At 42.2% G+C, this 13,906-nt stretch carries 13 protein-coding genes; 3 read left to right on the top strand and 10 right to left on the bottom strand.

The window, feature by feature from the left end:
- Nucleotides 1–68 precede the first annotated feature (68 nt).
- Nucleotides 69–1,412 carry a sugar porter family MFS transporter gene (locus PQ578_RS11275; RefSeq protein WP_273834411.1) on the top strand — a complete coding sequence of 448 codons (1,344 nt, stop codon included), beginning with the start codon at nucleotides 69–71 and terminating at the stop codon, nucleotides 1,410–1,412.
- Between the two features lie 58 nt (nucleotides 1,413–1,470).
- On the opposite strand, the gene PQ578_RS11270 is transcribed toward PQ578_RS11275, so the two are convergent.
- On the bottom strand, nucleotides 1,471–1,668 hold the full coding sequence (locus PQ578_RS11270; RefSeq protein WP_098442909.1) for a helix-turn-helix domain-containing protein: 198 nt from the start codon (nucleotides 1,666–1,668) through the stop codon (nucleotides 1,471–1,473).
- A gap of 356 nt (nucleotides 1,669–2,024) precedes the next feature.
- Here PQ578_RS11270 and PQ578_RS11265 point away from each other — a divergent pair, with 356 nt between their 5' ends.
- Nucleotides 2,025–3,476 carry a SulP family inorganic anion transporter gene (locus PQ578_RS11265; RefSeq protein ID WP_273834408.1) on the top strand — a complete coding sequence of 484 codons (1,452 nt, stop codon included), beginning with the start codon at nucleotides 2,025–2,027 and terminating at the stop codon, nucleotides 3,474–3,476.
- A gap of 35 nt (nucleotides 3,477–3,511) precedes the next feature.
- Here the strand turns inward: PQ578_RS11265 and PQ578_RS11260 are convergent, their stop codons facing one another.
- On the bottom strand, nucleotides 3,512–4,102 hold the full coding sequence (locus PQ578_RS11260) for a helix-turn-helix domain-containing protein (protein WP_273834406.1): 591 nt from the start codon (nucleotides 4,100–4,102) through the stop codon (nucleotides 3,512–3,514).
- Between the two features lie 105 nt (nucleotides 4,103–4,207).
- Between PQ578_RS11260 and PQ578_RS11255 the strand changes: the two genes are divergently transcribed.
- The gene (locus PQ578_RS11255) at nucleotides 4,208–5,173 is read left to right on the top strand and encodes a DMT family transporter (RefSeq protein WP_273834405.1); all 966 of its coding nucleotides are present in this window, start codon (nucleotides 4,208–4,210) and stop codon (nucleotides 5,171–5,173) included.
- Nucleotides 5,174–5,202: 29 nt separating this feature from the next.
- Here PQ578_RS11255 and PQ578_RS11250 read toward each other — a convergent pair whose 3' ends face one another.
- The 8 genes from PQ578_RS11250 to PQ578_RS11215 form a co-directional block, all read right to left on the bottom strand.
- Nucleotides 5,203–5,949 carry a DUF1129 family protein gene (locus tag PQ578_RS11250; RefSeq protein WP_273834404.1) on the bottom strand — a complete coding sequence of 249 codons (747 nt, stop codon included), beginning with the start codon at nucleotides 5,947–5,949 and terminating at the stop codon, nucleotides 5,203–5,205.
- 4 nt (nucleotides 5,950–5,953) lie between these two features.
- Nucleotides 5,954–6,277 carry a PadR family transcriptional regulator gene (locus PQ578_RS11245; protein ID WP_273834403.1) on the bottom strand — a complete coding sequence of 108 codons (324 nt, stop codon included), beginning with the start codon at nucleotides 6,275–6,277 and terminating at the stop codon, nucleotides 5,954–5,956.
- Nucleotides 6,278–6,458: 181 nt separating this feature from the next.
- Nucleotides 6,459–7,655: an alanyl-tRNA editing protein gene (locus tag PQ578_RS11240; protein ID WP_273834401.1), complete on the bottom strand. Its 1,197-nt coding sequence runs from the start codon at nucleotides 7,653–7,655 to the stop codon at nucleotides 6,459–6,461.
- 33 nt (nucleotides 7,656–7,688) lie between these two features.
- Nucleotides 7,689–7,925, bottom strand: coding sequence for a hypothetical protein (locus tag PQ578_RS11235; protein WP_273834400.1), 237 nt, complete (start codon nucleotides 7,923–7,925; stop codon nucleotides 7,689–7,691).
- A gap of 96 nt (nucleotides 7,926–8,021) precedes the next feature.
- Nucleotides 8,022–9,590: a BCCT family transporter gene (locus tag PQ578_RS11230; RefSeq protein ID WP_273834398.1), complete on the bottom strand. Its 1,569-nt coding sequence runs from the start codon at nucleotides 9,588–9,590 to the stop codon at nucleotides 8,022–8,024.
- 65 nt (nucleotides 9,591–9,655) lie between these two features.
- A complete protein-coding gene (locus PQ578_RS11225) occupies nucleotides 9,656–10,810 on the bottom strand; it encodes a Zn-dependent alcohol dehydrogenase (RefSeq protein ID WP_273834397.1) in 1,155 nt (384 codons plus the stop codon).
- 18 nt (nucleotides 10,811–10,828) lie between these two features.
- A complete protein-coding gene (locus PQ578_RS11220) occupies nucleotides 10,829–12,349 on the bottom strand; it encodes an aldehyde dehydrogenase family protein (RefSeq protein ID WP_273834396.1) in 1,521 nt (506 codons plus the stop codon).
- A complete protein-coding gene (locus tag PQ578_RS11215; protein WP_273834395.1) occupies nucleotides 12,346–13,674 on the bottom strand; it encodes a lyase family protein in 1,329 nt (442 codons plus the stop codon). The genes PQ578_RS11220 and PQ578_RS11215 overlap by 4 nt, the downstream gene beginning before the upstream one ends.
- Between the last annotated feature and the right edge of the window lie 232 nt (nucleotides 13,675–13,906).

The raw sequence follows: 13,906 nt of genomic DNA, 5'->3' as shown, positions 1-13,906 counted from the left end.
TGTTTGCATCCAACAAAATAGTGGAAGTTATTTGGAAGAAAGAAGTTATAAAAAAGGTGGGTACTTCTATGAAAAGAAACATAAGCAAAGGTTGGATTTTTTTCTTCGGGGCGCTCGGGGGATTATTGTATGGATATGATACCGGTGTCATATCTGGCGCGTTATTATTTATTGAACAAGACATCCCTTTATCCGATTTTCTACAAGGGGTTGTCGTTAGCTCGCTATTAGGTGGTGCGATCGTAGGGGCGGGCATGAGCGGATATGTCTCAGATCGTTTTGGGCGAAGACGGGTTGTTTTTGCAATCGCACTCATTTATTTAATCGGTTCACTCGTATTGGCTTTATCTCCGAATGCTGTCGTTTTAATTATAGGTCGCGTTATTCTTGGACTAGCTGTCGGGGGATCTACAGCCATTGTACCTGTATACTTATCAGAAATGGCGCCAACAAGATCAAGGGGCGCACTTGCTTCACTTAATCAACTAATGATTACGATAGGAATTGTGCTTGCTTACCTCATTAATTATGCATTTGCACCAATTGAGGGTTGGCGCTGGATGCTTGGACTCGCTTCCGTTCCTGCACTCGTCTTAATGATTGGCGTTCTCTTTATGCCAGAAAGCCCGCGCTGGCTCATTAAACGAAATCGTGAAGATGAGGCACGAAATGTGATGGCTTTAACGCGAAAAGAAGATGAAATTGATGAAGAAATGAAGCAAATGAAAAAGATTGAAGAAGTGGAAGAAAGCACGTGGGATGTTCTTAAATCAAAATGGATTCGCCCGATGCTTCTCGTTGGAAGTGGGATCGCCATCTTTCAGCAGTTAATTGGTATTAATGCGGTGATCTACTATGCACCTACCATTTTCACAAAGGCTGGCCTTGGTGATTCAGCTTCCATCCTTGGTACGCTTGGAATTGGTATCGTTAACGTAATTATGACGCTTGTTGCAATCGCTACAATCGATAAACTCGGTCGAAAAAAACTGTTACTCTTCGGCAATGTTGGCATGTCGTTAAGCTTAGCCGTTCTTGCTACCATTCTCTTTACAGCAGAATTAACCACGACAATTGCCTGGTTAACTGTTGTCTTTCTCGGTCTCTTTATCGTCTTTTTCTCAGCTACTTGGGGACCAGTTGTTTGGGTGATGCTACCAGAGCTCTTCCCTAATAAGGCACGGGGGGCTGCTACAGGATTTACGACGCTATTACTATCAGCATCAAACCTCGTTGTTTCCTTATTCTTCCCTGTTCTTCTTGGTGCGCTCGGAACAGCATGGGTATTTGTGATCTTTGCTATAATCGGCGTATTTGCATTCTTCTTTGTGATGAAGTATGTACCAGAAACGAAAGGAAGAAGCCTTGAAGACATTGAGAGTAAGCTTAGAGGAGAAGCCTCTGCTTCATAAATAATAAAGAAAGCCCGATGATCTGTATGGATCATCGGGCTTTCTTCGTTTAGTGCGTCTAAATCCGCTCACCGTTCTTAAGCTTCTTAATTAATTCAGTAAGATCAGACTTTTGAATACGCCAGTGACTACCAATTTTAAAAGCCGGAATTTTTCCATCCTGAACTAATTTATATGTGGTCATCTCACTAATTTGAAAATATTTCGCCACTTGAGAGATTGTCATAATATCATGATGCTCATTATCCTGACTCATGTTATCGCTCCTTATCAATCTATCACCCTATTCTAACAAAGTTCTTTCGACTATGGACCAAAACTCTACCAGTACGATAACTCATTATAACAGGTTATATCAAATTAGGTTCATTTAGATTAAAAATAACTTCAATCACTCGTTTTTATGGTGCTAGTAGTAAATTATCAAAATCAAGTTAATGTGTAAATAAGCGTATATAAGAGAATTAACGAGAATAACACTTATGATTTTCGCTTACATACCTATTTCCATTTTCATAGATTCTGTGCTAAACTTCATCTTGTTGTAAACGGACCCGACTTCTATGAGAGTTAGGAGTCATCACAATACTAGATTTAGAAAGAGGTGCAACGTTGAACTTATCTTCTATTAAACAAGATTGGTTTGGCAATGTGAAAAACGATACCCTGGCAGGCATCGTTGTCGCACTTGCCTTAATCCCAGAAGCGATTGCCTTTTCCATAATCGCTGGAGTCGATCCAATGGTTGGACTATACGCAAGCTTTTGTATCGCCGTAGTAATTTCATTCGTTGGTGGTAGACCAGGAATGATTTCTGCAGCAACAGGAGCAATGGCGCTACTGATGGTAACGCTAGTCGCCGATCACGGTCTACAATATTTACTTGCAGCAACAATCTTAACAGGGGTTATCCAATTCTTCCTTGGCGTATTTAAACTTGCTCGCTTTATGAAGTTTGTCCCACGCTCTGTCATGATTGGATTTGTTAACTCACTGGCTATCTTAATTTTCACTTCACAGCTTCCACACTTTGTTGGTGAATCTTGGCCAATGTATCTGATGGTAGCAGGTGCTCTTGCGATTATTTATATTGTCCCACGCTTCACAAAAGCTGTTCCGTCACCACTTATCGCGATCGTTGTCATCACAATCGTAGCGATTTCACTAAACAGTGGCGTACGAACAGTTGGCGATATGGGCGAATTAACGCAAGCATTACCGTTATTTTTGATTCCAAGTATCCCACTAAACTTTGAAACGCTTGCAATTATCTTTCCTTATTCAATGGCTTTAGCTGTTGTTGGTTTGCTTGAAACGTTCTTAACTGCACAAATCGTGGATGATCTAACAGACACGGATAGCAATAAGAACAAAGAAGCAAAAGGTCAAGGTATGGCAAACGTAGTTGCAGGATTTTTCGGAGGAATGGCTGGTTGTGCGATGATCGGACAATCAGTAATTAACGTGAAATCAGGTGGACGAGGACGCTTATCGACATTCGTCGCTGGTGTTTTCTTAATGATTTTGATTTTAGTATTAAACGATCTACTCGTTAAAATACCAATGGCAGCCCTTGTCGGCGTTATGATCATGGTTTCAATCGGTACATTTGATTGGGGCTCACTGAAAAACCTTCATAAAATGCCGCGTTCAGACGCAGCCGTGATGGTTGTTACGGTTATTACAGTTGTCACAACACATGATCTATCAAAAGGTGTTCTTGCTGGTGTTATATTAAGTGCCCTATTCTTTGCTTCTAAAATCTCTAAAGTACGTGTTGAAGAGAAAATGGACGAAATCACTGAGAAAAAGATTTATCACATTCATGGTCAGCTTTTCTTCGCATCTGTTACTGACTTTGTGAATAGCTTTGATTACAAAGAAGAAGGCATCAAAGCTGTCGAAATCGACTTATCTGATGCTCACGTCTGGGATGACTCAGGGGTTGGTGCTGTTGATAAAGTGATTATGAAATTCAGACAAAACGAGATTGATGTGAAAGTAACCGGTGTGAACCAAGAGAGTTCACAACTCATTGATCGTTTAGCCGTTTATAATAAATAATGACAAGAAAAAAGCCACATTCCTGTGGCTTTTTTCTATGATTGTTGCTTAACATTAGGATATATCATGACGAAGTGAAGCACGGCTGGTTCTAGGTTAGGATTGAGATAACCATGTCGCTGATCCGCCTTGAATTTAATTGAATCATACATGTTTAATTCATATGTTTCCTCTAGAACTTGAACGGTCGCCTTTCCTTCCATGACAGTCACATATTCGACCACACCCTCTTGGTGCGCCTCCGCATAATACTGACCCCCTGGTTTTAGAAAAGCGCGATGTGTTTCAAGAGAACCATAGCCACTGTTCGTAAACATCGGCTCGAGTGTCAAATCTTCATTTGAGCTCAATACCTTATTTCCTTCGTTTCTTCTCGAAATAACGACTTCTTCTTTTTCTGCAAGTAGACTGGAGATCGGAATGGAAAGACCATTCGCTATTTTCCATATGACTGTTAAAGAAGGATTCGCTTCTCCCCTTTCTATTTTCCCTAACGTCAGTTTACTAACATCCGTTACCTCAGCAAGATCCTGCAAACTCATCTCTCGCTCTTTTCGAATACTTCTTAACGTTGCCCCAACTTGCTGAGCAAGCTTTTGGGCATTGGTTTCTTTTTGATCGCTCACAAAATAGTCCTCTCTACAATTTTTCTTGTACTTCTTCACTTATTCATTTAGTATATTATAATATATAAACGAGTAATTATAGTATACTAATAGGAAGTGATACGTATGAAGGAAATAGCGCTCGGCATTCTCGCCTCTATGTTTTTCGCAGTAACATTTATACTGAATCGATCAATGGAACTAGCAGGCGGTAGCTGGATGTGGAGCGCTTCCCTTCGCTTCCTCTTCATGGTTCCTTTTCTTCTTATTATTGTACTCATTAGACGGAACATGAAACAAGTTCTTATTCAAATGAAGAAGCACCCCATTCAATGGTTCAGCTGGAGTTTTGTAGGATTCGTCTTATTTTATGCGCCATTAACCTACGCAGCATCATATGGAGCAGGGTGGCTTGTTGCTGGCACGTGGCAAATCACAATTGTAGCCGGTATTCTCGTTGCACCACTCTTTTATTCAACCGTACAAACGACACGTGGTCCAATAAAAAAACGCCATCGTATTCAAACGAGAGCGCTTCTCATATCCACCATCATTCTTGCTGGTGTTATCCTCATTCAATGGCAAAAAGCAAGCGATCTTTCATGGAATGAAGTTTTCATTGGTATTCTTCCTGTCCTACTTGCCTCATTTGCCTATCCGCTTGGAAATCGAAAAATAATGGAGATTTGCGACGGACGTCTTGATACGTTTCAGCGTGTGTTTGGCATGACAGTTGCCAGTTTGCCTTTTTGGATCGCGACCTGTCTATTTGCCATTCCAAACGTTGGTCTTCCTTCTAGTGGACAGGTGATTCAATCTTTTATTGTAGCCGTCTGTTCAGGGGTTATCGCCACAACCCTATTCTTCATCGCAACGGATCGAGTGAGGCGCAATCAATCGAAGCTTGCCTCCGTTGAAGCGACACAATCAACGCAAGTTTTGTTTGTTCTCGCTGGTGAGGGAATCTTTCTATCTAGTCCACTCCCAAATACGATCGCATGGATCGGTATGATGCTTATCATTACTGGCATTATTTTGCATAGTTTTCGAGTAAAAAAGATGAACAGATTACCTGTAGAGGTCGTTAAGTAAAGCCTCTTTTAACATCGGCGTCACTTAATCTAGCCTTTCATAAATGGTTTCGGTACTTGCTTCTGAAAGTTCATCATCAAAAGAAGCCCAATCACACTAACAGCATAGGCACCTATCTCCCATCCGAAACCTTCCAACTGAAACAGACGAATAAGGAGCTGGCTTCCAAAAAGAATGGCCATCAATACGAGGCTTGATAAGATTCCTATAAGAGAAGTAAAGTTCGCAATTAAACCTAGAATAATGATGCCTCCCATTGTAAAAACAACTGGTTGACTGAGAAATAAAATGTCTGTTCCATACTCCATATGAAGAATCGTTACGCCTACTGTAAAAAGCATCGGAATCATCGTTATGCCATATACAATAAAAAAACTTTTCACACCATTGTGAAATGAACTAAGCTGCAGAGCACCGATTAGTGCGATCAACCAGATAACGGTCGAGAGGGGATAGCCAATCAATTCAATTAACGAGAATGCCGTATTTCCATCGATGAACTGGGAAACTAAAAAGATACCAAATACCCCAGCGATTAATCGCGCAATAAGTTTTCGATTGTCCTTTGGCGACTGATCCATCGAAGCAATAAGCTCTTTCGCATACGCTTTTGGTGATTTCCCAAACATATCAACTGCACTCTTTCCCTCTTTCTCTCCTTCAGTTAGATGATCTTCCGCTTCCATGAGAAAGCTATCAATTTCTTCCTCATCCACCCCTTTCGTAATCAGGTAAACGCGCATCTCTTGAATAAATTTCTCATTTTCTTTTGTCATCTTTTTACTCCCCCTTGCGTAAAATTTGATTTACCGTTGAACTTAAATAATCCCACCGCTTTTGAAAACCCGCTAATTCTTCCTCTCCTTTTTCTGTTAATGAATAATACTTTCGCTTCGGACCAGCTGTTGATTTTTTTAATGTTGATTGAATCAACTGATCTTTCTGTAAGCGAATAAGAATTGGATAAATCGTTCCTTCACTAAACGACTCAAACCCGTACGAATCAAGCTTTGAGGCAAGCTCGTAGCCATAAACCTCTCCTTCATGAATGATGGATAATATACAGCCATCAATGATGCCTTTTAACATTTGCGTCGTTTGCATGTCCTTCACCTTTTCCTTTAATCTCACAACACTTGTTATGCAAGAGTTATGAGAATGGTTAAACTATCTTGTAAAACAAGGTATGCTTACAGTATAACGATCACTACCTTGTAAGGCAAGGGTTATTTTCATTTTATTTCCAACTTAAAAAAGCGCACTGAGACTTCAGCCCGCTCCTTTATTATTGAAATGTAGCCTTTACAAGTTCAATTAACACTTCTTCTGCCGAGCGAATGGGGTCTCCTCCACCCTGTGCAAAGTCTTTCTTTCCTCCACCCTTTCCATTAATGAAAGGGAGTACTTTTTTTAATGCAAGGTTCATATCTTGATCAACTTCTTCTCCTCTACCACACACGATCTGAAGCTTCTGATCGCTTTCACCAATGAAAAAGACAACAACCTCTGGCTCTTCCTTCAAGATTATTTTCGCTAGCTTTTGTAGATCTTTCATACCATATTGTGATGAAATCATTTGAACGACTTTTTGATCATGGATTAATTCCGCTGATTGTAACAGTTCTTTCGCCTCAAATGAAAGGAGCTTTTCATTTAACTCATCAATCGTTTTTTCATATTCTTTTGATTGTAGAAGAACGCGTTCAGCTGCATCAACAAGCTTGTATTCCGGAACGCTCAATACGTTCGTAAGTCCTTGTACAACAGCTTGTTTTGTTCGAAGCTCATTCGTCACGCGCTTTCCACAAACAAAATGAACGCGGGTTTGTTTTTTCTGCTTTTCAATTTTTAATATTGAAATGGCACGTACCTGGCCAGTCGAAGAAGGATGTGTCCCACCACAACCGCTATAGTCAACGTTTGGAATCATCACTAGTCGGATATTTTCTGAAACAGCAAGCTGCTTGCGAAGCGAATATTGCGCCAGTTCCTCTTCATTCACCCACTTTGTTTCAATCGGCAGGTTTTGTTGGATGACATCATTCGCAAACGCTTCTGCTACTTCGGCATCGTCTTCGCTCAGATAGGCAACATCTAAATCAATCGTACAAATTTCTTGACCAAGATGAAAGCTGACTGTGCAAAACCCGAGCCGATCTTCAAAAGCTGCTGAAAGAATATGCTGTCCTGCATGCTGCTGCATGTGATCAAAGCGTCTTGTCCAGTTAATTTCGCCTTTAACTTGCTCTTCATCGAGCGTGCCATCAACATAGTGACGTACTTCGCCTTCCACTTCTTCTACGTCGTGAACCCGCACGCCATTTAGTGTTCCAGTATCATACGGCTGCCCGCCACCAGTTGGGTAAAACGCCGTTTGGTCTAAAACGACGTATGGGCGATTTTCCTCATCGGTAAATTGCTCACATTTCCCCGCGGTAAAAGTGGTTATGTAGGGATCTTTATAATATAATTTCGTCGTCATATCCTATCACTTCTTTCTATCCGTCATTCTCTTCTAGCTGCCGTTACTCATGAGCTTTCGAAGCTCAGCATCTCGATTTCGTCGATCTTCTTCTGAAGCAAGATCATATTTCTTCAATAAATGAAAAAGCTCATTCAACGTTTCCTGAGCGATCGTTTGATGTAAGAAGCTACAAGCTTCTTGGACAAGCGCATCAGGCATATAAGGTGATTGGTTTTCGAGCTTTGTCATTACATCTCCGTATGAGTGATCAATTGTACATTTTCCCATTTTATCATCTCCACTCCTCTGCCATTAGTGTACCACGATTCGTTCATACGGTAATCCATTCAAGAAAAAAAAGGAACGGACGTCCGTCCCTTCCACCTATACCGCTTTATCCTCCTGCTTAACATCTACTTTATCAGAAGCTTCTTCAACATCTTCAAACTTCTCATACTTCTTAGGGTTACGCATGATTTTCATTAATGAACCAAGAACAAAGAGAGAAAGGAAAAGAGCAGGTACCCCGCCTAAGTTCGCTAACATTTTAATCCCATCAATGTTTGCATAACTAATCATAACCCATGCCACCAGACTAACGGTTACTCCCCATACAACTTTAATGAGAACACTTGGTTCAGGGCTACTTGGCGTAATGCCAGTAGATGAAATACCACCCATTGCTGCTAAATTTGAATCTGCTGCTGTAACAAACGAAATAAATACGATGAATACGTAGATTGGAATCACAATCGCCGCAAGCGGTAAGGCATCAAATACAGCATAAAGAGCTGCTTCTGCGCCAGATGTATTCATGATATTCGCAAGTCCCGCACCGGTCATTTCCATATTAATCGCCGTTCCACTAAAGATGGTCATCCAGAGTCCGCCAAAGAACGCTGGTAGTGCAAAGTTAACGAGAATCATTTGTTTCACTTTATATCCAAATGCTATTCTTCCAAGGAACAACGCTGTGATAGCCGCCCATGAGAACCAGCTAGCCCAATAAAACGTTGTCCACCATTGTGGCCACTGATCACCAGCCGATGCTCCAGTAAAAAGACTTTTATCAAAGAAGTTCGTAAAATAATTTCCCGCTGATTCGGTTCCTAGATTTAATAAGTAGGAAGTAGGGCCAACGACAAACATAAATATGATAATGCCGATAAACAAACGCATATTGATATTGGAAAGAATGCGGATTCCTTTCATTAATCCAGTCGAAGCTGAAATAATGAATGTCACCATGAGAGCAATCGCAATCGCTGCCCATAGCGTTGGCGAGCTCGCGATACCGGTAATGTAATTGACGCCACCACCAAGGTTCAATAAACTTGTTCCCATCGAAGCGGCCATACCGAGAGCGAGTGTATAAAGGCAAAGGGCATCAATGACATTCGCCCATTTCCCATTAAGTCGATCTCCGAACAACGGAGCAAGCGTTGAGCTTAAGCTAAATGGTCGTTTCATATTATAGTAAGCAAATGCAAACACAATGGCTGGCAGACAGTAAATGGCGTATGGTGTGATTGTCCAGTGGAGATACATCGTCGAAAGCGAGAAGATCGCCGCTTCTGGGCTATTCGGTTCTATGCCTAGCGATTCTGGAGGGGCAGACACATGATAAAGTGGTTCCACAATTCCCCAGAAAGTGAGACCAGCCGCAATTGTTGTTGTTAATGTAATCGCAAACCATGTCAGTGGCTTCAGCATTGGCTTTGCTTGATCACCACCGATGCGAATGTTTCCAAGAGGTGAGAAATAAACAGCGATACACGCAACAACCATCAAGAGACCTGCAATGCTAAAGAGCCAGCCTAGATTCGCAATCACCCAATCATTCATGCTTGTTGCGACAGAAATAAACGCTTCTTTGTTCGTAAAACTGAGTATTGCTGCCACAAGAACAAGTAGAAACGGTGGCCAGAATACCGGATGCTTAAAACCCTTCATAGTAGTAACCCCTCTCAATTTGTTATCTCTTATGCGAGGCCGCTCCTGTGAGCCGCCGGTTTAAATCAGATAAATTCTGGGTGAAATCCGCGGTTTTGAACCGGTTCTTTCTGAAAATCAATGACAGACCGTCCGACATTAACGCAGTTGCAGTCGTGAAATGAGTCAAATGCCTGGTTAATTTCCTCTAATGAAACGCGACTAATGACGAGTTCATCGAGCATAAATTTTCCATCCATGTAGAGCTCTGCGATTTTAGGAAAATCACGATACGGCTGTGTATCTCCGTAAAAGCTTCCTTTGATTACTTTGCCCACTCGGTGGAAACCACCAGCTGGAAGACTAAGTAACATTTCAGGATGGAACGCACCTACAACAACGATCGTTCCCCCTTTTCGCGTTGCATTCCATGCATTCGTTGTAGCTGCTGTGTGACCTGAGCAGTCAATTGCATAGTGCACGCCAAACCCGTTCGTTATTGCTCGGATCAGTTCAGGTGCATCTCCTTCACTAACATTTACCGTATGGGTGGCACCGAATTGTTTCGCAATTTCAAGATTGGCTGGTTTCATATCACAAGCAATGATTTTAGAAGCACCGGCAATTCGTGCCCCTTGAATCGCATTTACGCCTACACCACCAATTCCAAACACAGCGACTGTTGATCCTGGCGTCACTTTTGCTGCATTAACCGCTGCCCCGTAGCCAGTCGCAACCCCACAGCCAATGAGAGAAGCTTGCGCAAGTGGCATTGCATCCGGTAATTTTACGCAAGACATGTCTGGGACAACGGCATATTCTGCAAATGTTGATAGAAGCGAGTTATGAAAAAGCGGAAGTCCATCTTTGCTAAGACGAGAGGTACCATCAAGAAGCGTACCGTTAAACATTGGACCAAAAGCAGCTTCACAAAGATGAATGGCACCCGTTACACAGAATTCACAAGTACCACAATACGGCACCCAGCTTAACGCGACCTTGTCTCCCGGTTTAACTGTTCTGACGTTTGGGCCAACTTCAACCACTGTTCCAGCACCTTCATGACCAAGAATCGTCGGAAAAGGGGTAGAAGGATCCTGTACCGCATTTAGATCACTATGACAAACACCCGTGGCAGCAATCTTCACAAGCACTTCATTTGCTTTTGGTGGAGCAAGCTCCACTTGTTGAATCTCAAGCGGTGCTCCTAGACCCGTCATTACAGCCGCTTTCATTTTCATACTCTTTCCTCCGTCCTTTTAGTAAGCAACCCAGATTGCTTTTGTTTTTGTATAAGATTGAAGCGAGTGCACAGCATACTCTTTGCCCCAGCCGCTTTGTTTCCAGCCTCCGAATGGACTGGCGAAATCATAACAACCGTATTTATTCACAAACACCATACCAGCTTCAAGTTTGTTCGCAACGCGATGAGCGCGAGAAACATCCTTTGTCCAAAGACCAGCAGCAAGACCATAGATCGTATCATTCGCCATCCGCACCACTTCTTCTTCAGAATCAAATGGAAGGATACAGAGAACTGGTCCAAAGATTTCTTCCTGTGCAATCGTCATGCTGTTTGCGACGTCAGCGAAGATGGTTGGTTTAATATAAAAGCCATTTGCTTTCTCACCTTCAACATCACGTTCTCCTCCAGCGACAAGACGGGCTCCCTCTTGCTTTCCTCTTTTAATGTAATGAAGAATACTGTTCATATGCGCTTCTGAAACCTGTGGACCCTGATCGCTTTCTGGATCAAAAGGATCACCGCACTTGTATGCGTTTGCAAATTCACCAATCTTTTCAACAACTTCATCATAAACAGGGCGCTCAGCAAAGAGTCGCGTTGGTGCGGAACACTTCTCCCCTTTGTGCGTAAACAAACCATAGAATGAACGTTCAATTGCTCCTTCAAGGTTCGGTGCATCAGCAAAAATAATATTCGGGGATTTGCCACCAAGCTCTAACGTCACCGGCTTTAGGTTTGAATCAGCAGAATCATGGACAAGTTTCTTGCCAACCTCAGTGCTTCCTGTAAACGAGATTTTATCTACGTCCATATGGGTACTAATGTAAGAACCAATGGAACCTTTCCCCAGAATTAAATTCAAAACGCCTGGCGGCAAAAGCTTCGCTTCATGAATAATTTCAACGAGACGAATCGCCGAGTAAGACGTTGTACTAGATGGCTTTAACACGACCGTGTTCCCCATTGCAAGAGCAGGTGAAAGCTTCCATACCGCCATTCCAATCGGAAAATTAAACGGAACGATCTGACCACAGACCCCGATTGGATCACGCGTTGTGTAGCTTAAGAAATTTCCTTCAACCGGATTGTTTTCACCATAGTATTTATCTGTCCATCCTGCGTAATATTGAAAAAGATCAGAGGCTTCTTGCACATCATCGTTATAGGCTTCTGTGTAAAGCTTCCCATTATCAAGGGATTCCAGTGTCGCCAGTTCATCTTGATGATCCAGAATCAATTGACTAATGTCGCGAAGAATTCTAGCTCGTTCTTTTCGCGTCGTACCTTTCCACGGTCCATGATCAAATGCTTCCCTTGCGGCCGAGACCGCTAAGTCTACGTCTTCTTTTTTCGCACTAAAGATCGAACCCGTGCTATCACCTGTCGCTGGATTAATCGAATCAATCGTTTCTCCGCTACTGCTTTTCACCCACTGACCATTGATGTAAAGCTTTTTCGGTTCTCGAAGCCATTCTTTCGCCCAGTCAAGTTTTGGTTGTTTAATGCCTTCAAATTTTGTTTGTACATGTTTCATCGAAAATCTCCCCCATTTGTTTTAAGTTGTCGTAAGCCTTCTTTTCCATTCGTTTTTAACGCCTCGGAGACAATCTGATAGCCATATTGCTCTTTTAGATCGACCACAAGGGGTACGGTTGTTTCAGAAAGCGCCTTGCAGTGTTTTTCATTAGCGGTTATTCCCTTCAAACAGCTCTCTTGAAAAACCGGCAACACCTTTTCCATTAAGGAGATAGCATCTAGAATTGCCATTCCTGCCGCCCCTTCAAATACGTTCAAATCGAGCTCTCCATGTTCTAATACCGCCTGTACAGTACGATCATGGCCAAGTACTTTGAAACAACAATGCAGTAACGTTTCTGGCAATATGGGATTGACTTTTCCAGGAAAAAAAGAGGATCCTGCCTGAACAGCAGGTAGAATGAGTTCTCCAAATCCCGCTTCTGGTCCAGATGATCGTAGTCTTAAATCCTTAGCAACTTTAATGAATCCATTCGCGAGCTGTTTTAGCTCATTTGAAACATCGCCAAGATCATCCACATGTTGCGCAGCATCATATAAATTGGCACGATGTATCACAGGCCTCCCCGTCACTTTTTTCAACTGAACGAGAATGTTTTCTCGATAGTTGATTGAAGCCCCGACCCCAGAGCCAATGACTGTGCCTCCTAAATTAATGAGGTGCATTTGCTTGATTGAATAGTTTAGCGAATTGATTCGTCGATCGAGCATGGCGACAACACCAGATAAAGATTCTCCGAGTTGGATCCTCATTCCATCCTGTAAACAGGTGCGCGAAATGGTTGAAACGTGTAACCACTGCTCCGCTTTTTCTTTCATTGTGTCCTGTAAGGTTCTCAGTAGTTGTACGAATGCCTCAAGCTGATGGGCGATCGTAAGACGAATTGCCGTGTGACATACATCTGATGTGGATTGAGAAGCATTGACATGATTTGGGCTAACGGGTTCGTATGTCCCTCTCTCATGTCCAAAATAGGTGTTTGCTAAATTGGCTATTACCTCATTCACATTCATATTCGTCCCGATCCCACCACCTCCATGGTAGGGATCAATTGGAAAGTGTTGCAGGTGTGCTCCTCGAATCAATTCATTACAGGCTGTTACGATCGCTTCTTGAATAGGAATAGGAATTTCACCCACCCGGCCATTTGTGAGCGCAGCCGCCTTTTTCACCATACTTAATGCTTGAATATAAGCGGGATAATCAGAAAGTTTTTTTCCTGAAAAACTAAGGTTCTCCATGCACCTAACGGTTTGAATGCCATAGAGTGCCTCTTCAGGTACATCTACCGAACCGAAAGAGTCATTTTCGCGCCTAATCATTTTCACCCTCTTCTTTCTGGGCACTTCTTTTTAAAGCGCTTCCATTTTGATTTACATAATAGAAAACCTAGCTACTCTACAATAAGAATTTACAAATTAAATAATCCATTAAAAGCAGCCATCAGGTAATTAAACCGATATGAAGTTGGGCTTTTTTAAACTGCCTTTTCACATACCTATATTGCAAGTAATGTGCCAACTTTTTATTACCTATGTTTGTGGCGATTCTGCT

Origin of the sequence: Guptibacillus sedimenti (genome assembly GCF_028610665.1) — a bacterium.
Lineage (GTDB): Bacteria > Bacillota > Bacilli > Bacillales > Guptibacillaceae > Guptibacillus > Guptibacillus sedimenti.
The sequence above is the reverse complement of the archived record's forward strand: the minus strand, read 5'-3'. Positions and strand labels throughout refer to the sequence as shown.